We start from the raw sequence: 20466 nt of genomic DNA, 5'->3' as shown, positions 1-20466 counted from the left end.
TCAAATCCCCGTATCATTCATATTATTGATATTATTGTTTGAATTGTATTATTTTCAATAATAATAAATAATCCTAAACCAATATAAATAACAGCCATTATCCAACGACTAAACTTCTCTACAATTTCACCAACACCTGAAATATTAGCCAATCTTTGTGCTGTATATACTAAAACAAAAATCAATATTAAAAATACAAGAAGAGTAACTAATAAGTCGACAAGATCTAAAGTCACAAAGTAAGGAACAAAAAGTCCAATATTATCTGCACCACAACTAGCAACTGTAACCAAAGCAACAATACCGACTAATTTTGACAACCCTTTTTCATCCAATTCTTTTTTAGCTCTTTTTTCGCCCTCACAATCGTCGTAAATAGCAACTTTAATACCTAAGTAAATCGGTATTAAACCTAATAAACCCAACACCCATTTTTCCGGAACATAATGCAAAACAAAAGCTAGAAATAAACTAACTAATATTAAAATTACAGAACCTAAATATTGTCCGATATAAATATCTCGATATTCTTTTCTAGTATTTGCTCTAGCAAAAAATATTAATAGTATTACCAACAAATCTACTGCTGTAGCAATATATAAAACAGCAGCAGTAATCACAGTCGAAAACATAAAGCACCTCATAATGAATTCCCTGCCCCCTTGGTACCACGGCTTTTTCAAAAACCGAATCGCGTTCGGATAACAGATTCGTATCTTTCGCTAAAGAGGCAAGCCTGCGGCTTGCTTACCCTCTCCCTAGCCCTCTCCCACGGGAAGAGGGAATCGGGTTACCAAACCCTAACATTTTCAGGTTTACCTGACATCTGATTCCCAATCCTGCACGCTCTGATTTTCAGCAACCTAATCCCCTCTCCCCGTGGGAGAGGGTTAGGGAGAGGGCAACGAACCGCAAGGTTCGTCAGATACTCAAATCCCCTCATCACTCATAATAATGAATCCCCTGAAACTCCCTTGCCACAACTGCCTCTTCAAAAGCCGAATCGCGTTCGGACAGCGGCGTGGGCAGGGTCATCACGTTTTGTACGTTCATGCCCTTAGTGGAAAGCAGCATGATTTCATGGCTCAGGCGCGCGGCTTCGAAGCGGTCGTGCGTTACCAGCATACACGCCATGCCCTGCTGCTCGATTTTTTCCACCAGCATGGCGACCAAAATATCGCGCAAATCGCGGTCCAAACCGACGAACGGCTCGTCCAGCAAGGCAAGGTCGCAGCCGCACAGCAGCAGGCGCAAAAATGCTACCCGTTTCGCCATGCCGCCGGACAATTCGGTCGGATATTTGTTCAAATCGCCCGCAGTCAGCCCGACTTTCGCCGCCAGCGCGATGATTTCGCCTTCATCGGGTTTGTCCATAAAAATAGCGATATTCTGCATCGCGGTCAAGTTTCCCGGCAGGCGGTTTTCCTGAAACAGAAAACCCGTTTTGCGGAAAGTATTGCGTATCGTGCCCGATTTCGGCGTTTCCAAGCCCGCAATCAACCGCAAAACCGTCGTCTTGCCACAGCCGCTCGGCCCGAACAAGGCTTTCACTTCGCCATGTTGCAGGTTCAAACTGAAATCGCGCACGATGGGGTCGCGGAGAATTTCAAAACGCACGTTTTCAAGACAGAGCATCATCTCCTCCACGGCATAAACAAAATTTCCAAAGGCTTGGTAATCAGGTATTCAAACAGCGACACAAACACGATGACCAACACCACATAAGCCATCACCGTCGAAGTCTCCAGCATCGCCCTCGCGTCCGCAATCCGCGCGCCGACGCCTTCGCTCGCGCCCAAGAGTTCCGCCATAATCACCACCTTCACCCCCATCGCCACCGCCACGCCGATGCTGGAAATCACATAGCCCGTCAGATGCGGGACATACAGATAACGGATTTTTTTCAGACGGCCTAATTTATAAGCGTCAAACAACTCCTCATGCTGCTTGTTCACGCTCGCCATCCCGACCGCCGCACTCGCAAACGTCAGCGGCGCAACCAACACAATGATGGTAAACAACACGCTCGGATTGCCGAAACCGAACCAAAACAGAGCCATCACCACCCAAATAATCGGCGGCATCGCCAACAAAACCGTAATCACAGGCTTGAGCAACGCCATCGCCGTCTTAAAACTGCCCGCCACCAGCCCCGCCGCCAATCCTGCCGCCAGCGCAACCGAAATCCCCACCACAGAACGCCACAGCGAAATCCCGATTTCGTTTTCCTGAAAATGTTTCAATAAATCCAAAGACTTTTGAAACACCTCAACCGGCTCAGGCAGCATAAACTCGCCGAACACGGCACTTCCCCACGCCCACAACGCCACCACCACCATCGCAACACTCAGACCGGCAAAGCCGCTCCAAAGGTAGTCGATGATGTAAAACACCGCAGGCTGCGGTTTGCGGATTTTGTCGGTTTTAATCATGGTTTGGGTGTTGGTTTGTCGTTATGTTTTGGTAAGGATAGGCCGTCTGAAAAAAGTAGGTCGGATACTCGTATCCGACAGCTTCGTTTAGCTGAAATGTCGGATTCAAGAATCCGACCTACGCTGCTACGCTACTGCAATTTTAAAACATTCCTGCAATATCAGAGACTGGATTCCCACCTACGCGGGAATGACGGCTTTTTGTGTACTGTTCTGGCTGTTATCTGATAGGTCGTCTGAAAAAAGTAGGTCGGATACTTGTATCCGACAGCCCCGTTTAGCCGAAATGTCGGATTCAAGAATCCGACCTACGCTGCTGCAATTTTAAAATATTCCTGCAATATCAAGGACTTGATTCCCGCCTACGCGGGAATGACGGCTTTTTGTGTATTGTTCCGACTGTTATCTGATAGGCCGTCTGAAAATAGTAGATCGGATACTCGTATCCGACAGCCTCGTTTAACCGAAATGTCGGATTCAAGAATCCGACCTACGTTGCTGCAATTTTAAAACAATCCTGCAATATCAGAGACTGGATTCCCGCCTGCGCGGGAATGACGGCTCTTTGTGTACTGTTCGAACTATTATCTGACAGACCGTCTGAAAAGAGTAGATCGGATACTCGTATCCGACAGCCCCGTTTAGCCGAAATGTCGGATTCAAGAATTCGACTGCCGATAATGTCCTGATAGGCCGTCTGAAAATGACAAGTCAGATTTCATGGCTACTCCACTATTTTCAGACGGCCTCCCTCCTCTTTTAAGCCAAGAAGAACCCGTTATCCGGCAGCTTGCCGCCCAAGAGTTTCGGGTTGAACTGCATCAGAATTTCGTAAAACTTCAAAATCTCGTTCTTCACTTCGCTGCCTTTGGTTACCGTCAGCCGTGCGCCATCCAAGCTCATGACTAGGGCGGGTTCGGGGGCGGGGAGGTAGTTTTTGCCGATTTTCGCCGCGCTTTGGCGGTTGGCAAGTATCCAGTTGAGCGCGTTTTTCAAATCCTGATGGAAGATGTCGAACTGCGCCTTGTGCGCGTGGAAATATTCTTCGTTGGCGATGATGCCCGCCATCGGAATCAGCGGTTTGGTGTCAAACGCCTGCCCCCATGCCTTCACCAAATCAAAGCCGCGCACGACGTTTACGCCCATGGTTTTGCCTTTGAGCATGCTGGCGGTCGCCATCGGCTCGGGCAGGATGGCGGCGTGGTAGTCTTTGCTTAAAAACAGTCCGATTGCTTCGGGCGGCGTGGCGGTGTAAGTGATGCCGACTTTATGCGCGTCGATTTTCAGTTTTTTCAACAAGGCTTGCAGCACGATGTCGGGCATGTCGTTTTTAAACGGCACGAGGATTTTTTTGCCGACCAAATCCTGCGGCGAGGCAATCGCGCTGCCTTTGCACATCAGCTGCGTGATGCCGTTGGTCAAAATATTCACCATGCCGACTTTCTGCCCTTGGTTGCGCAGGTTTACGCCGACATTGCTCGGACTCATCATCACTTTAAATTGTCCGCTCGCTACGCCTGCGCGCAGTTGGTCGGGTGAGCGCCAAATTTTTAGCGATACATCCGCCTGCTTTGCCAGCTTGCCTTGCAACGCCGCTACGGCAATGGTTACGCTGGGCATTGCCGGCGCGCCGTACACGGTAAATTGCTCTTTACCGGCCGCCAACAGCGAAGGCGAAACGCCTGCCGCAGCCAGCGCGGCGGTCATTTTTAAGAAATCACGTCTTTTCAGTTCCATTTTTTATCTCCTAATCCTTAATAAGTCAGTGTAGGCATTTTTCAGACGGCCTGATACTCAAAACGCCGCGTGCAAACTCAGCCAATACGTCCTGCCCGGTGCATACACCACGCTTGGCGACAGGGCGAGGACGTGGTCGCCGCTGATGTGTTCGGCGTATTTTTTGTTGAACACGTTGTTCACGCCCAGGCGCAAGCCGTATTTGTCTTTGATGTTTACGCCAGCGTACACGTCGGCAACGGTAAAGCCTTTGGCGGCTTCGCGTTTGTCTATGGCCAGACCGCTTGCCGCGTCAAAATCGCCGCGCGTTTGTTTGGCGACAAAGCGTGCCGCCGCGCCGATGTTGTAGCTGCCGTGGGCAAAGTAGTTTTTGTAGTCTGCTTGGACGGCGGCTTCAAACGGACGGATTTGATAGAGCGGCCTGCCGTCGGTTTCGTTGTGCCCGTAGTTGTAGGCGGCTTTGATGCCTGCCGCCCAATGCGGATTGAAGTTGTAACGCGCGTAGGCCTGAGCGGTAAACAATCGCGCGTCCACGTTGCGTGTGATGATGCCGCCGCCGTTGGATGAAATACCGCTTTGTCCGCGTGCGCGGTCAAAAATAATCAGGTCTTTGACTTTGTCCGCCACAAGTGTGCCGCCTACGTTCCAGCCTGCGCCTGCCAACGAGTTCATGTAGCCGTTGTAGTAGTCGTTGCGGCTGTCGGCGGTGAGCTTGATGCGGTTGTGTTTTTCGGTTTTCAGCAGGGGATTGCCTGCGATGGCGGCGGCTGGGTTTTGATTCATCAGCGCGCCGTTCATGCGGTTTTGCACGATGGCGGCAAGCGAGTTGAAGCGTTCGGTGTTGTCGCCGATGCGTTCCAAATGCGCGAGGGAAACGCTGTATTTTTGCGTTTCAGACGGCGTGAAATCGTATTTGAGTTCGCCCGACAAAGCATGGCGGCGCACTTTGCCGTTGAAGTCGTAGCCGTAATGGGTTTTCCAGATTTGTTGCGCCGAGGCGAAGGCGAGATTGCGGTTCATCGGATGGGCGGGTTGCGCCGTATTTTTGCGAACGTCCGCTTCGTTGAGTTCGTAGCTCAAACCCAAGCCCAGTTTGTGTTGGTCGTCAAACTGGTAAGACAGGGTATCGGCAATGCGCCAGCGGTCGATGTGCACATCGGCGAAACGGTAGCCGTTGAGGAAGTCGCGCATGGCGGTGTGGGTATTGCGTTCGCCGTTTTGGCTGTCGTTGCGGTAGCTGACGGCGGCCGTGTTGTGGAACTTGCCGAAATCCGCGTCGTGTTTGAGCGAGAAATCATACACTTTGCGGTCAAGTTCTACGAACACTTGCTGCGGTGTGTTGTTTTGGCGCAGGGAGTAATTGTCGGCGCGGCGTTCGAGTTTGATGACGCCTGCTTCCGCGCTGACCGTATTGCTCAAATCGGCATTGCCCCAACGCGCGTTGAGTTTGACGATGTGGCGTTCGGTGTCCAATGCGTCGTTGACGAACTGCGGCTGGCGGTCGTTGTTGATGTCGTCGTGCAGATAAGTGAGGCGGTATTCCTGATTTTCAGACGGCACGAAACCGAGTACCAAAGCTTGATTAAAACGGTTGTATTTCCAATCGGTATCGCGCCCGCCGCCGTCTTTGTAGCCGTTTGCCTTGGTGTGATTGAGGTTGGCTACGCCGTATACCTTCGCCCCGCGTGCTTGCGCGGTAACGGAGTTGTAAAAGCTTTTGCTGTAAAAGCCGCTGTTTGCTTTCAACGGGCGGAAGGCTTGGTCTATGTTTTCGGTAACAAAGTAATGATTGCTGCGGTCGGTGCGGTCGAATTGGTTTTCGGGGAAATAGCTCTGAGCTGCGGTCGGCGCAACGGGCTTGGGGGGCGAGAAAGTTTTGACAGGCTGGATTTCGTCAGGGTCTGCCAAGGTTTCGGCAAAGCCGTTTGCGGCGGCAAAACTGCTCATTAACAAGCAAATCAAATGGTTTTGTTTCATGATTTATATTCCGATAATCATTTTTATTTATTATGCTCTTAGAGAGAAGCAAAGTAAAGAAACGATAAAGTGTCTGAAGCCGACAAAACTTTATTGTCGACAAGGAAAGCTTTAGCCTTGAACACAAACCGATACGGGCTAAAAACTTTTAGAAGAGGGGAGTGTTAGCGAGGTTTGTATTTGCGTTTCATCTTGCGGTTGTGTTTTCCGTTTATAGAGTAGCATAGGCCGTCTGAAAAAACTCTCTCTTTTCAGACGGCCTATTGCTGGTTATAATAAATTTTACGAATCATTATTATTTCTATTTAAATATAGGAGAAACGCATGAGTACCCGTACCGAACACGACACCATGGGCAATGTCGAAGTCCCGTCCGAAGCCTATTGGGGCGCGCAGACCCAGCGCAGCCGCAACAATTTCAAAATCGGCGGCGAAACCCTGCCGCAGCCGTTGATTTATGCTTTGGCGCTGGTGAAAAAAGCCGCAGCTGCCACTAATGTTTCCCTCGGCAGGATTAAGCCTGAGCAGGCGGATTTGATTACGCAGGCGGCGGACGACGTGTTGAACGGCAAGCTCGACGGGCAGTTTCCTTTAGTGGTTTGGCAGACCGGCTCCGGCACGCAGTCCAATATGAACATGAACGAAGTGCTGGCGAACCGCGCCAACGAAATCGCCGGTACAGGCTTGGCGGCGTATCAGCCCGTCCATCCCAACGACCATGTGAACCACGCGCAATCGACCAATGACGCGTTCCCAACCGCCATCCACGTCGCCGCCGCGATTGAAATCAACCGCCACCTTATTCCGGCGGTAAAAGCCTTGCGCGATACATTGGACAAAAAAGCCAAAGAATTCGCCCCCATCGTCAAAATCGGCCGCACTCACTTGCAAGATGCGACGCCGTTGACTTTGGGACAAGAGTTTTCCGGCTACGTTTCCCAGCTCGATCACGGTTTAGGCCGTCTGAACGATGCACTTAAAGACTTGTATGAACTCGCTTTGGGCGGCACGGCGGTAGGCACGGGCTTGAACAGCCATCCCGAATACGCCGAAAAAGCCGCCGCAAAACTCGCCGAATTGTCCGGCCTGCCGTTTGTCAGCGCGCCGAACAAATTTGAAGCCTTGGGCGGACGCGATGCCGCCGTTGCCGCTTCGGGTGCATTGAAAACGCTGGCGGCAAGCCTGAACAAAATCGCCAACGACATCCGCTGGCTGGCAAGCGGGCCGCGCTGCGGTTTGGGCGAAATTAAAATCCCCGAAAACGAGCCGGGTTCGTCCATCATGCCGGGCAAAGTCAACCCGACCCAATGCGAAGCGATGACCATGGTGTGCTGCCAAGTGTTCGGCAACGACGTCACCATCGGCATGGCAGGCGCGTCGGGCAATTTCGAGCTGAACGTCTATATGCCCGTTATCGCCTACAACCTCTTGCAATCCATCCGCCTCTTGGGCGACGCGTGCAACAGCTTCAATGAACACTGCGCCGTCGGTATCGAACCCGTACCGGAAAAAATTGACTATTTCCTGCACCATTCCCTGATGCTGGTTACTGCATTAAACCGTAAAATTGGCTATGAAAACGCCGCCAAAGTCGCCAAAACCGCCTATAAAAACGACAAATCGTTGCGCGAAACCGCCGTTGAGTTGGGCTTGCTGACAGGCGAAGAGTTTGACGAACTGGTCGTTCCGGCCGATATGGTTCATCCGCGTTAAGCTTTAATAATGAAACATGCCGTCCGAAAATGTTTTCAGACGGCATGTTTTTATGCTCAGGCTGTTTTTTCCTCGAATAGGGCAAAAATCATTGGCAGCAGATTGGCGACCATTAAAAACATTATTGAGTTCAGAAATGTACGCCAGGCGTAATGCCACGTCTCCGTTCTGTCTGCTTGGGGTAGGAGCGATGCAGTATAGCGGTTGTGTAGGGTTTTTGCGGTGTCATTGTTTTCCAAATAGTCCAACGAAAGTACCAATAATTTGCCCGTGTCTTTGTGTTGTAAGAATTTGGCATGCTCAACCCAGATGCCTGGCTTGGCGTGTTCGCATAAAGATTCAATGCCGACGCAAGAGGCTAAGCTGTTTTGGTTGTTTTGCAAAATCGACAGCTCGTTTTTTTCAGCCTGCATGGCTGCGGAGGAGGTTTGATGAAGGTATACGCTCATGCCGTTGCTCTCTATTGCTTGAAAATCATGGAGCTGGCTGAATCCGCCATTTTCCCAGGCGACGAATACGGCATAGCATCCGCAGCATAGGCAGATCATGATCAATTTTAAGACAATGTTTTTCATCCTTGCTCCTTTAGTATGAAGATGGCGGCAAAGTCAGGAGGCGTGTTTTCTCGTTTGAAGGTAAGTTTAGGTTTATCTGTTTTTATTGTGCGGTTGAGTGTAACACAGGTAATCAAAAGGCCGTCTGAAAATTTTCAGACGGCCTTTTATTATGTGTTTAGATGGGTTTAAGCCAACAATTCACGCCAGCGTTTGACTTGGAAACGGACTTGTTCAGGCGCGGTGCCGCCCAAGTGGTTGCGCGCGTTTAAGCTGCCTTCGGGTGTCAGCACGCTGTACACGTCGTCGGTAATCAAACCGCTGAAACCTTGCAAGACTTCAAGCGGCAATTCGCTCAAATCAACGCCAGCTTCATCGGCATGGCGCACGGCTTGGGCAACAACTTCGTGGCTGTCGCGGAAAGGCATGCCTTTTTTCACCAAGTAATCCGCCAAGTCGGTAGCCGTTGCAAAACCCTGCATCACGGCGGCGCGCATATTGTCGGGTTTGACGGTCACGCCGCGCATCATGTCGGCGTAAATGCGCAGGGTGTCGATAAGCGTGTCGGCAGTGTCAAACAATGGCTCTTTGTCTTCCTGATTGTCTTTGTTGTACGCCAAAGGCTGAGATTTCATCAGGGTAATCAAGCCGATAAGGTGTCCGATGACTCTGCCTGACTTACCGCGCACGAGTTCGGGAACGTCGGGATTTTTCTTCTGCGGCATGATGGATGAACCTGTGCAGAAACGGTCGGCAATATCGATAAAGCCGAAACGCGGACTCATCCACAAAATCAATTCTTCGGAAAGACGGCTCAGATGAACCATAATCAGAGAAGCGGCAGCCGTGAACTCAATGGCAAAATCGCGGTCAGATACGGCATCGAGTGAGTTTTGGCAGATTTGCTCAAATCCCAGCAGCTCGGCGGTAATTTCGCGTTGAATCGGGTAGGTGGTACCGGCCAGTGCGGCAGCGCCGAGCGGCATACGATTGACGCGTTTGCGGCAGTCGGCCATGCGCTCGAAATCGCGGCCGAGCATTTCAACGTAGGCGAGCATGTGATGCCCGAAGCTGACCGGCTGGGCAACTTGCAGGTGGGTAAAGCCGGGCATAACGGTTTCCGCATTTTGTTCTGCCAAATCAACCAAGGCCGTCTGAAGGTTTTGAATCAGGCTTTGAATAACGGTAATTTGATCGCGCAGCCACAGGCGGATGTCGGTGGCGACTTGGTCGTTGCGGCTGCGGCCGGTGTGCAGGCGTTTGCCGGCATCGCCGATTTTGTCGGTGAGGCGGCGCTCGATGTTCATGTGGACATCTTCCAAATCCAGCGACCAGGAAATCGTTCCTTCTTTGATTTCTGCTATAATCTCGGCCATACCCTGACGGATGGCGGAGAGGTCGTCTTCGCTCAAAACGCCCGACTGTGTCAGCATTTGCGCGTGTGCCAGCGAGCCTTGGATGTCCCATTCGGCCAGTCGTTTGTCAAAATCAATCGAGCCGGTATATTTTTTGACCAGCTCGGAAACAGGTTCGTTAAAACGGCCTGACCAGGTTTTGTCCTTGCTCATATCAGCATCCTTAAAATATAAATAAAAAAACAGGGTCTACGTCTTCAATATAGCAGACCCGTCTATACATTATGAAAGAAAACGGTTGGAATCATGTCTATTATACGTCAAATAAACCAGAATTTCGCAGTGCCGGATTTGCGCAATTCCGCAACTTTGGTGCGCCTGCTCATTATTTTGTTAATCAGTTTGTTTATCTTTCCGTTGATGACAGTATCGGGGGTGCCTTATCCGGAACAGATTTTCCAACATTTTTCATGGGCTTGCCCCGTCATCCTTTTAATTTTACTTAAGGTCTATTTCTTACAGGCATTTGCGCCGTCCCTGCTTCGCTCGCAGTACAGCGTTGTGGTTTCCTACGTCTCCAACCTGCTGATTTTCTTGTTTGTCGATTTAGTAATTTTGAAGACAGATATTTGGTCGTTGATTCAACACTTCTTCTTGCTGACCTTTTTTTGTTTCAGTTTCATGTACATCGAAGCAGCCCGCCGCAACAGCCTTGCGCCTTCTATTTCCGAAGCCAGATTAAGTGCGTTGACGGCGCGTATCCGTCCGCATTTCTTGTTTAACAGCCTGAATGCCGCCATCAGCTTAATCCGTCTGCGTCCGTATGATGCGGAAACTTTGCTGGAAAATCTGGCCAACCTGTTCCGTGCACAGTTGCGCGACGGTAGTCAAAACAGCACCTTAGGTCAGGAAATCGAGTGGGCGCAGGAATATATTGCTATCGAGCAAATCCGAATGGGACATATGCGCGTACAGGTTATGTGGCAGCACCATGCACCCGACGATGCGGAAACGCCGCATCTGCTGTTGCAGCCGCTTTTGGAAAATGCCGTATTTCATGGTGTCGAATCCATCCACCGTCCAGGAATAATTACGGTATTAACAAAATTGGAAAAATCATCTATTTTCATCAGTATCGAAAATCCGTGCGGAACGGAACCTAATGAAAATACCAAGCCGCATAAAGGCAATTCTATGGCTCTGCGCAATCTGAAAGAGCGCCTGACTCTGATGTATGACACCGACGCGAAAATCAGAAACATCCAATCAGACGGCCTGTTCCGCGTTGAAATCATATTGCCGTACCGTAAAAAATCAGCCGAAGTTTCCCGTCTGTTTGGCTAAAACGCATGGAAGAGGGCGGTTTTAGATAGGTTGGACTATTAACACATTAAATAAAATAGTTTAAATTTATTACATTCAGTAACATAACTGTTCCCATTTTTTGAAAACTGGTCTATGATGCTTAAAAGGATTGTTTACAATCTTTAATTGCAAATCATTTGCAATTGCCCAGAAGAAAAAACAGAAAAAGGAACAAAGAGATGTTAGAAGCCTATCGTAAAGCCGCCGCCGAGCGCGCCGCCCTTGGTATTCCCCCCCTTCCTCTGACTGCTCAGCAGACTGCTGATTTGGTTGAGCTGCTGAAAAATCCACCTGCCGGTGAAGGTGAGTTCTTGGTTGAGTTGTTGGCTCACCGCGTACCACCCGGTGTGGACGATGCCGCCAAAGTTAAAGCCTCATTTTTGGCAGCCGTTGCCGAAGGCAGCGCATCCAGTCCGCTGATTTCCCCTGAGTATGCTACCGAGCTGTTGGGTACCATGCTTGGCGGTTACAACATTCATGCACTCATCGAACTCTTGGACAACGACAAACTTGCGCCTATCGCTGCAAATGGTCTGAAACACACTCTGTTGATGTTTGACTCTTTCCACGATGTTCAAGAAAAAGCCGAAAAAGGCAACAAATACGCGCAAGAAGTATTGCAATCTTGGGCAGATGCCGAATGGTTCACTTCTCGCGCCAAAGTTCCCGAAAAAATCACTGTTACCGTCTTCAAAGTCGACGGTGAAACCAATACAGACGATCTCTCTCCTGCACCTGACGCATGGAGCCGTCCTGATATTCCTCTGCACGCGCTGGCGATGTTGAAAAACCCGCGCGACGGCATCAATCCTGACAAACCGGGCGAAGTCGGTCCGATTAAATTGTTGGAAGAACTCAAAGCCAAAGGCCATCCGGTTGCTTACGTCGGCGATGTGGTCGGTACCGGTTCTTCACGCAAATCCGCAACCAACTCCGTGATTTGGCATACCGGCGAAGACATCCCGTTCGTACCGAACAAACGCTTCGGCGGCGTATGCTTAGGCGGCAAAATCGCGCCGATTTTCTTCAATACTCAAGAAGACTCCGGCGCGCTGCCGATTGAAGTCGATGTTTCCGCGCTGAAAATGGGCGATGTCGTCGATATTCTGCCTTATGAAGGCAAAATCGTGAAAAACGGCGAAACCGTTGCCGAGTTCAGCCTGAAATCTCAAGTATTGCTGGACGAAGTGCAAGCCGGCGGCCGTATCAACCTGATTATCGGCCGCGGTCTGACTGCCAAAGCACGTGAAGCATTGAAACTGCCTGCTTCTACCGAATTCCGTCTGCCTCAAGCGCCTGCTGAAAGCAAAGCTGGTTTCACATTGGCTCAAAAAATGGTTGGCCGTGCTTGTGGTCTGCCGGAAGGCAAAGGCGTGCGTCCGGGTACTTACTGCGAACCGCGCATGACGACTGTCGGCTCGCAAGACACTACCGGCCCGATGACCCGCGACGAGTTGAAAGATTTGGCTTGTTTGGGCTTCTCCGCCGATATGGTGATGCAGTCTTTCTGCCACACTGCGGCTTATCCGAAACCTGTCGATGTCAGAACCCATAAAGAACTGCCCGCCTTTATTTCTACCCGTGGCGGCGTATCTCTGCGTCCGGGCGACGGCGTGATCCACTCATGGCTCAACCGCCTGCTGCTGCCCGATACCGTCGGCACTGGCGGCGACAGCCACACCCGTTTCCCTATCGGTATTTCCTTCCCTGCCGGCTCTGGCTTGGTTGCTTTCGCAGCAGCCACCGGCGTGATGCCGCTCGATATGCCTGAGTCCGTACTGGTACGCTTCAGCGGCAAGCTGCAACCGGGCGTAACCCTGCGTGACTTGGTAAATGCAATTCCGTTGTACGCGATTAAACAAGGTTTGCTGACTGTTGCCAAAGCCGGTAAGAAAAACATCTTCTCCGGCCGCATCCTCGAAATCGAAGGCCTGCCTGATTTGAAAGTGGAACAAGCCTTTGAATTGACTGACGCGTCTGCCGAACGTTCTGCTGCAGGCTGTACCGTGAAGCTCAACAAAGAGCCGATTATCGAGTACATGAAATCCAACGTCGTGTTGATGAAAAACATGATTGCTGACGGCTATAAAGATCCGCGCACTTTGGAACGCCGCATCAAAGCCATGGAAGCATGGTTGGCAAATCCTGAATTGCTCGAAGCGGATAAAGATGCCGAATACGCCGCCGTGATTGAAATCAACATGGACGACATTAAAGAGCCGATTATCGCCTGTCCGAACGATCCTGACGACGTGTGCTTCATGTCTGAGCGCTCCGGCACCAAAATTGACGAAGTGTTCATCGGTTCGTGCATGACCAACATCGGCCACTTCCGCGCCGCCTCCAAACTCTTGGAAGGCAAGTCCGACATCCCCGTCCGCCTGTGGATGGCACCGCCGACCAAAATGGATGCGAAAGAGTTGTCTGACGAAGGTCACTACGGTGTGCTCGGACGTGCAGGCGCGCGTATGGAAATGCCGGGTTGCTCATTGTGTATGGGTAACCAAGCACAAGTACATGAAGGCGCGACTGTAATGTCTACTTCTACCCGTAACTTCCCGAACCGCTTGGGTAAAAACACCTTTGTTTACCTCGGCTCGGCTGAGTTGGCGGCAATCTGCTCCAAACTGGGTAAAATCCCGACTGTTGAAGAATACCAAGCCAATATCGGTATCATCAACGAGCAGGGCGACCAAATCTACCGTTACATGAACTTCAACGAAATCGACAGCTACAACGAAGTAGCCGAGAAAGTGAATGTTTAATATAGCAAGGTAAACCGATTTTCAGACGGCCTTAAGTAACAAAGGCCGTCTGAAACGGAAAAATAAAGGACGTGTTCATCATGTCCTTTTTATTTTTAGTTTAATAAAAGGCCGTCTGAAAGATAAGTTTCAGACGGCCTTTGCTTAGGATAAATAATCAGAAAACCGATTAATCAGCGTTGTTTACTTTACGCCAAAACCAGGTTGGAGTAGTGCGCAAGGCTGACGCTCGTGACGGCTGCGACGTGTTCTGCCGGCAATTTTACCGCAGACAATACCCGGATCGTTTTTCTCTTCTGCTTTTTTCGAGTTTTTGTCTGATTTATTCGCGTATTCGTTGCGTTTGTTTCTATCATCGCGGCGAGAGCGGCTGTCGTTGTGCTGAACCGGTTGCGCTTCGGTTTCATCTTGATTGTCATTACCCCACCAATGCGGCTCAAAGCCTTCGATGCGTTCCACATTCAAATCGCTGCCGATCAGCTCTTTAATGGATTCAAACATTTTCTGTTCGGTTTTATCCATTAAGGAAATAGCAACGCCGTCGGCACCGGCCCGGCCGGTACGTCCGATGCGGTGGACGTAGTCTTCAGGTTGGGTTGGCAGCTCGTAGTTGATGACGAAAGGTAACTCGGCAATATCCAGGCCGCGCGCGGCAACGTCGGTGGCAACCAAAACGCGTAATGTACCTTCTTTAAAGGCGTTGAGGGTTTCCAGTCGGCTTTGTTGGGATTTGTCGCCGTGGATGGATTGCGCGGCAATGTTGCGACGGACGAGGTCGCGGGTAACTTGATCGACGCTTTGTTTGGTTTTGCAGAATACAATGACTTGATTCATATGCAAATCAACAATCAGACGTTCGAGCAGGTTGCGTTTTTTGAGTGTATCAACGGCAATGATGTGTTGCTCGACATTGGCGTTGGTGGTGTTTTGCGCAGCCACTTCAACCATTTCAGGCGTGTGCATAAAATCTTGCGCAAGCTTACGGATAGGCGGTGAGAAAGTGGCGGAGAAAAGCAGGGTTTGTCGCTGTTTGGGCAACATCTGCATGATTTTGCGGATATCGTCGATGAAACCCATATCAAGCATACGGTCGGCTTCGTCGAGTACGACGATTTCGACTTTGTTTAAATTGATGTTTTTTTGCTTGACGTGGTCGAGCAGTCGGCCAACTGTAGCAACAACGATTTCACAACCGGCGCGCAAGTCGGCAGTTTGTTTGTCCATATTGACGCCGCCGAAGAGGACGGTATGGCGCAAAGGAAGATTTTTAATGTATGCCTGTACGTTTTGATCGATTTGATCAGCCAGTTCGCGGGTCGGGGTCAATACCAACATACGGACGGGGTGCATAGCAGGGGAGGTGCTGGATGTGGCGTAGCGTTTCAGGCGTTCGAGGCTGGGCAGCATAAAGGCGGCGGTTTTACCTGTGCCGGTTTGTGCTGCGGCCAAAAGGTCGTGTCCTGCCAAGGCTTTAGGAATCGCTGCGGCTTGGATGGGCGTCGGGTTTTCATAACCCTGATCGGTCAGGGCAGAGACTAATTCGCTGCCTAAACCGAGTGAAGAGAAAGGATTCATGATGGTGGCTTTCTGTTCAGACGGCCTTTTGAATGATAGGCCGTCTGAAAAATCTGATTCTGAAATGGACAAACCGCAGTATGATCTTGATTCTGCGGTTTGAAAAAAATGGGGGGCGGAATAATCCGTCAAGTAGTCCATTATGCCATAAAAAGAGGGACTCCCCAAATGATGGTTGCGGCTAGGAACAGCCATGTTTTGATATTTTTACAGTGAAAAAACAGAAAAATTTACTGGCCTGCAAGATCTTGAGTTTATTGGGAATTAAGCATTTGTCTTAACGTCAATAGAATTAATTTATCAAAAACTTACAAGCTGAAATGAAACTAAATTGTACTCACGTACTCAATATTGAGGTGCAGGGCTTGTTTTGTAGCCCGTATCTCCCGTTTAACGGTAAACCATAAAATCAAAATTTAGGAATATACAATTATGAAAACTTTATTAATCGCTCTTGCAACCGGTAGTCTGATGTTGGCAGCTTGTTCTTCTTCCAAACCTGAAGAAGCGGCAGCACCACGCATCACTGTTGAAGAAGCAATGACTCAATGCCAACAAGCATCTGGTGAAAATGCTGACCGCGCTGTATTTGATGCCTGCATGAAAGACAAAGGCTATCAACGTACCGCTGAATCAGCTGCCTCCGAGCCTGCTGCATCTGAGCCTGTAGCTGCTCCTGAAACTGCTCCTGAAACTGCTGCTCCTGAAACTGCTGCTCCTGAAGCTGCGGCTTCTGAACCTGCCGCCAAAGCTGCTCCAGCTAAAAAAGCTGTTAAAAAAGTAAAAAAATAAGCTTCATAAAATTCAAGGAAGTCACTCTCATCAATACTCCGGATGAAGGCAGACTTAGAGTAACTTGAAAACAAAGGCCGTCTGAATATGTTTCAGACGGCCTTTGTTTTTCATGTATAAGACCATTATTCAAAGATATACTTTTGGTTTTATTAAAAAATAAAAAAGACGTGTAGCGAGTACACGTCTTTTTCGGAGAATGATCCTTATTGCTTATATTCGCTGCCGTCTGCACGGAAAAGTTTTGGCTGTTCGCCTTTTTCCACGACCTCTTTATTGATGACGACTTTTGCTACGCCTTTCAAATCCGGTAGGGCGTACATGGTGTCCAAGAGGCAACGTTCGACGATAGAGCGCAGGCCGCGCGCACCGGTTTTACGTTCCATCGCCAGTTTGGCGATGCTGCGCAAGGCGTCTTCTTCAAACTCAAGACCGACATCTTCCATTGCAAACAAGGTTTGATATTGTTTGACCAAGGCATTTTTCGGTTCGGTCAAAATGTTGACCAAAGCATCTTCGTCCAATTCTGCCAATGTGGCAATCACGGGCAGACGGCCGATAAGCTCGGGAATCAAACCGAATTTAATTAAGTCTTCAGGCTCGACTGTTTCAAACAGGGCTGAAATATCGGCGTTTTCATCTTTGCTGTGCACCGCCGCACCAAAGCCGATACCACCTTTTTCAGTACGTTGGCGGATGACTTTTTCCAAGCCGGCAAATGCACCGCCGCAGATAAAGAGGATGTTGGTGGTATCAACGTTGATGAATTCTTGGTTCGGATGTTTGCGGCCGCCTTGCGGAGGAACGCTCGCTACCGTGCCTTCAATCAGTTTCAGCAAGGCTTGTTGCACGCCTTCGCCGGATACGTCGCGCGTGATGGACGGATTGTCGCTTTTGCGTGAAATTTTATCGATTTCATCGATATAAACGATGCCGCGCTGGGCTTTTTCAACGTCAAAATCACATTTGCCCAAAAGTTTGGTGATGATTTGTTCGACATCTTCACCAACATAACCGGCTTCGGTTAAAGTTGTGGCATCCGCCATGACAAAAGGTACATCCAGTTTACGCGCCAAAGATTGCGCCAACAGGGTTTTACCTGAGCCGGTAGGACCGATGAGCAGGATATTGGATTTGGACAACTCGACTTTGCCCTCTGCTTTCGGGTGGCGCAGGCGTTTGTAGTGGTTGTAAACCGATACTGCCAACGCTTTTTTTGCGTGTTCCTGACCGATAACGTGGTCGTTGAGGTTGGCAACGATTTCGGCCGGGGTAGGCAGTTTTTTCTCGGTGTTTTCTGCTTCCACTTTGGCAAGCTCGTTTTCAATCTCGCCTGATTCGTTGTCTTGCAGCATCATGCCGCAAGTTTCTACACATTCGTTGCAGATGAAGGCGTGTTCGCCTTCGATCAGATTTTTAACGTCGTTTTCGGACTTCCCGCAGAATGAACAGGTGCGTTTTTCTTCAGACATAATAATTTCTTCGTATGGTTGTATGGAGGCTGTGTTGTAAAGGGGGAACAGATCTTTCGGGCGTATTGCCGGATTGAGGGAATGCCTCTGACAAAGGAGCCTAAGTATAATGACTATCTTGTGTTTTTTCAAATCAGAGCAGGCATTGCGCCGTATCGTCTAAGAAACAGATGTGGGCGTTGGATTTGAATATCTCGCAAACAAACGCAAAGTTTTCTCAACTCGCTTTACAATTAGCGAAAAATTTAACAGAATGTTGAATTAAATGTATTTTTTTGAATTGGCAGATATGAAATTCTATAAAACTTTAGGAATGGTATGGACAGGTGTGGCATTGGCCTTTGCTTCTGCGCCTGCCGTTGCCGATGATATGGATGTATTGGGACAATTTTTGGAGCAAAATTTCCCAGTGCAAAATGACCCGATGGAAGCTTTTGCGTTGAGTCATGCCGACCAAGTCGAAGCTCAAGCCGCTTTGGCAGGTCCTCTGCTTTCTTCGCAATCTGCTTTGATTTTCAATAATAAAACCGGTGAAGTGCTGTATCAGAAAAATCCTGATCGTGTTATGCCGATTGCCTCTATTTCCAAATTGATGAGCGCGATGGTGGTGTTGGATGCGCATCTGGATATGAACGAGCCTATCACGATTACCGAGGCTGAAATCGACCGTTTGAAAGGTACAGGCAGCCGTTTGAGCATCGGCACGACACTGACACGCGGCGAACTGTTGCACCTGAGCCTGATGAGCAGTGAAAACCGTGCTACCCATGCGTTGGGCCGTACCTATCCGGGTGGTATGAGCGCGTTTGTTGCGGCAATGAATGCCAAAGCACAAAGCCTGGGCATGACCAGCAGCCGTTTCTATGAGCCTACCGGTTTGAATTTCCAAAACGTTTCAACTGCACGCGATTTGAACCGCATGGTTGCGGCAGCCAGCAAATATCCGCTGATCCGCAAAAATTCTACTTCAAATTATGGCTCGGTTTGGACGGCAAATGGTCGTCAAAACTACAAAAACTCCAATGCCTTGGTGCGTGAAGGTAGCTGGAATATTGAATTGCAGAAAACCGGCTATATCCGCGAGGCAGGACGTTCTATGGTGGTTAAGGCCAATGTACAGAATCAGCCGATTACCATCGTATTGCTCAACTCTCCGTCTTCCACAACCCGCGTGAACGATGCGCGTAAGATTGAGTCTTGGATGTTGCAGCGCCGCTCTTAAATATTGCGCTTAAAGGCCGTCTGAAACCGTTCAGACGGCCTTTTGTGTAAAGTGTATTAAATTTGGGTACAATGTCGTTACATTAATTTTAAAACACAGAGAGAAAACATGTTGAAAAAATGGAATAAAAAATATTGGGCCGGCATGGGAGTGATTTTGGCGTTGACCGGCTGTACTTCTGTAGCAGATATGGTTGGCTACGATACCGCGACTTTAAATGAAGATGCGGCTAAAAGTTACACACAAGTCATTCAAAAAGCGCGTGGTCAAAAAGCTTTGGATGTTTCATCTCCAACTGCTCAACGCGTTCAACGCGTGTTTGCACGTCTGCGTCCTCATGCTGAGCGCGCCAACAAAACCGGCGTGCCTTTCAACTGGCAGATGAACGTTATCCGCAGTGATGAAATGAACGCATGGGCAATGCCGGGCGGTAAAATGGCCGTGTACACCGGCATAGTGGAGAAATTGAAGCTGACGGATGATGAAATTGCCGCCGTTGTCGGCCATGAAATGACCCATGCTTTGTTGGAACACAGTAAAAAAGCTTTGGGCGGACAAGTTTTGACCGGCTTGGGTGGTTCGATTTTGGCCAGCTCAACCGGTGTAGATGGTGATTTGGTCGGCTTGGGTGCAGATTTGTTGGCGACCAAACCGTTCTCACGCCATCAGGAAAGCGAAGCGGATGCCGGCGGTGTGCGTTTGATGGCTGAAGCAGGCTACAATCCTGAGGCTGCGGTAAGCGTGTGGGAAAAAATGAACAAAGTACAGGGCGGCAGCTCATTATCTATTTTGTCGACTCACCCGACCAATCAGGCGCGTATCAATGCAATCCGCAAAATGTTGCCTGAAGTGATGCCGATTTATCAGAAAAACAAACGTTAATTTGACGTATTGATGATTTTGCCGGTTTGAACAGATGATTCAAACCGGCAAAGTTTTATGGTTTCAGTCTGACAGTTTGGCAAATTTATCCCAATTTGTCTGAACGTACGCTGCCGCAGTTTCCAAGTCTTCGTCGGCAACGTCATAATAATCGCCGTCAAGCTCTTCAAAATCGGGAAAAGCTTTGCGGATTTCATCGAAATCCCTTTGCTCGTCTGCCATTTTTTCAATGGCTTCGCCGTGTTTTTCGTACAGGGCTTTGGCTTTGTCTAAGATTTTCGGTATCGGCTTGATGCGCCAGCGGCGCAGGCTGTCGGCAACCGGATTGCCGAAGATGTATTCTCCGTATCCTGAAGCGATAAGCTGTACAAAGCCGCCTTCTTGAACCTGGCTGTCGAGGTAGCAAAGGGCTGTCAATGTATGCTGTTCGTCGTTGAGGCTGGACATGTCTTCATCGCCTGCCTGTTCGATGTGGTCCAAATAGGCTGCGCTGAGTGTATAAAGAAATGAAGCGGAATCGGAAGTATCGAAATCTTGAAGGCGGAGCGGGGTAGTCATAATCATCAAAGGCCGTCTGAAAAAAGTGATTATATAATGTTTTCAGTCTGAACCTGGCGGCCGTTTT

The 20466-nt window shown here is 49.4% G+C and carries 16 protein-coding genes; 6 read left to right on the top strand and 10 right to left on the bottom strand.

Annotated features, from left to right (window positions below):
• Positions 1-17: 17 nt before the first annotated feature.
• The 5 genes from ACTHTA_RS06675 to ACTHTA_RS06655 form a co-directional block, all read right to left on the bottom strand.
• Complete coding sequence (locus ACTHTA_RS06675; protein ID WP_036491903.1) at positions 18-632, bottom strand: CadD family cadmium resistance transporter; 615 nt, start codon at positions 630-632, stop codon at positions 18-20.
• A 310-nt stretch (positions 633-942) separates the two neighbouring features.
• Positions 943-1635 carry an ATP-binding cassette domain-containing protein gene (locus ACTHTA_RS06670; RefSeq protein WP_440375743.1) on the bottom strand — a complete coding sequence of 231 codons (693 nt, stop codon included), beginning with the start codon at positions 1633-1635 and terminating at the stop codon, positions 943-945.
• Positions 1635-2432, bottom strand: a complete 798-nt coding sequence (locus ACTHTA_RS06665) for an ABC transporter permease (RefSeq protein ID WP_440375739.1) — start codon at positions 2430-2432, stop codon at positions 1635-1637. Before ACTHTA_RS06665 ends, ACTHTA_RS06670 begins: the two co-directional genes overlap by 1 nt.
• A gap of 759 nt (positions 2433-3191) precedes the next feature.
• Positions 3192-4169, bottom strand: coding sequence for an ABC transporter substrate-binding protein (locus tag ACTHTA_RS06660; protein WP_440375740.1), 978 nt, complete (start codon positions 4167-4169; stop codon positions 3192-3194).
• Between the two features lie 57 nt (positions 4170-4226).
• Entirely contained in the window at positions 4227-6146 is a 1920-nt protein-coding gene (locus ACTHTA_RS06655) for a TonB-dependent receptor (RefSeq protein ID WP_440364491.1), read from the bottom strand.
• A gap of 324 nt (positions 6147-6470) precedes the next feature.
• On the opposite strand from ACTHTA_RS06655, the gene fumC reads away from it, so the two are divergent.
• Positions 6471-7859 carry a class II fumarate hydratase gene (fumC, locus tag ACTHTA_RS06650; protein ID WP_440364492.1) on the top strand — a complete coding sequence of 463 codons (1389 nt, stop codon included), beginning with the start codon at positions 6471-6473 and terminating at the stop codon, positions 7857-7859.
• Between the two features lie 56 nt (positions 7860-7915).
• Here the strand turns inward: fumC and ACTHTA_RS06645 are convergent, their stop codons facing one another.
• Positions 7916-8434 carry a hypothetical protein gene (locus ACTHTA_RS06645; protein WP_440375741.1) on the bottom strand — a complete coding sequence of 173 codons (519 nt, stop codon included), beginning with the start codon at positions 8432-8434 and terminating at the stop codon, positions 7916-7918.
• Positions 8435-8601: 167 nt separating this feature from the next.
• Positions 8602-9981 (bottom strand): argininosuccinate lyase, encoded by a 1380-nt coding sequence (gene argH, locus ACTHTA_RS06640; protein ID WP_440364494.1) that lies wholly within the window; start codon positions 9979-9981, stop codon positions 8602-8604.
• A gap of 93 nt (positions 9982-10074) precedes the next feature.
• Between argH and ACTHTA_RS06635 the strand changes: the two genes are divergently transcribed.
• Both ACTHTA_RS06635 and acnB read left to right on the top strand, forming a co-directional pair.
• Positions 10075-11112, top strand: a complete 1038-nt coding sequence (locus ACTHTA_RS06635) for a sensor histidine kinase (protein WP_250590349.1) — start codon at positions 10075-10077, stop codon at positions 11110-11112.
• A gap of 200 nt (positions 11113-11312) precedes the next feature.
• The gene (acnB, locus tag ACTHTA_RS06630; RefSeq protein ID WP_154954249.1) at positions 11313-13898 is read left to right on the top strand and encodes a bifunctional aconitate hydratase 2/2-methylisocitrate dehydratase; all 2586 of its coding nucleotides are present in this window, start codon (positions 11313-11315) and stop codon (positions 13896-13898) included.
• 183 nt (positions 13899-14081) lie between these two features.
• Here acnB and ACTHTA_RS06625 read toward each other — a convergent pair whose 3' ends face one another.
• Positions 14082-15476, bottom strand: coding sequence for a DEAD/DEAH box helicase (locus ACTHTA_RS06625; protein WP_154954273.1), 1395 nt, complete (start codon positions 15474-15476; stop codon positions 14082-14084).
• 429 nt (positions 15477-15905) lie between these two features.
• Here ACTHTA_RS06625 and ACTHTA_RS06620 point away from each other — a divergent pair, with 429 nt between their 5' ends.
• Positions 15906-16265 carry a hypothetical protein gene (locus tag ACTHTA_RS06620; RefSeq protein ID WP_440364358.1) on the top strand — a complete coding sequence of 120 codons (360 nt, stop codon included), beginning with the start codon at positions 15906-15908 and terminating at the stop codon, positions 16263-16265.
• Between the two features lie 206 nt (positions 16266-16471).
• Here the strand turns inward: ACTHTA_RS06620 and clpX are convergent, their stop codons facing one another.
• Positions 16472-17737: an ATP-dependent Clp protease ATP-binding subunit ClpX gene (gene clpX, locus ACTHTA_RS06615; RefSeq protein ID WP_308887701.1), complete on the bottom strand. Its 1266-nt coding sequence runs from the start codon at positions 17735-17737 to the stop codon at positions 16472-16474.
• 313 nt (positions 17738-18050) lie between these two features.
• Between clpX and ACTHTA_RS06610 the strand changes: the two genes are divergently transcribed.
• On the top strand, positions 18051-18959 hold the full coding sequence (locus ACTHTA_RS06610; RefSeq protein WP_371440889.1) for a serine hydrolase: 909 nt from the start codon (positions 18051-18053) through the stop codon (positions 18957-18959).
• Between the two features lie 108 nt (positions 18960-19067).
• The gene (locus tag ACTHTA_RS06605) at positions 19068-19841 is read left to right on the top strand and encodes a M48 family metallopeptidase (protein ID WP_308887702.1); all 774 of its coding nucleotides are present in this window, start codon (positions 19068-19070) and stop codon (positions 19839-19841) included.
• Positions 19842-19904: 63 nt separating this feature from the next.
• Here the strand turns inward: ACTHTA_RS06605 and ACTHTA_RS06600 are convergent, their stop codons facing one another.
• Positions 19905-20399, bottom strand: a complete 495-nt coding sequence (locus ACTHTA_RS06600; protein WP_372510586.1) for a DMP19 family protein — start codon at positions 20397-20399, stop codon at positions 19905-19907.
• Positions 20400-20466: the final 67 nt, after the last annotated feature.

Origin of the sequence: Neisseria sp. P0013.S005 (genome assembly GCF_051958425.1) — a bacterium.
Classification (GTDB): Bacteria; Pseudomonadota; Gammaproteobacteria; order Burkholderiales; family Neisseriaceae; genus Neisseria; species Neisseria subflava.
The sequence above is the reverse complement of the archived record's forward strand: the minus strand, read 5'-3'. Positions and strand labels throughout refer to the sequence as shown.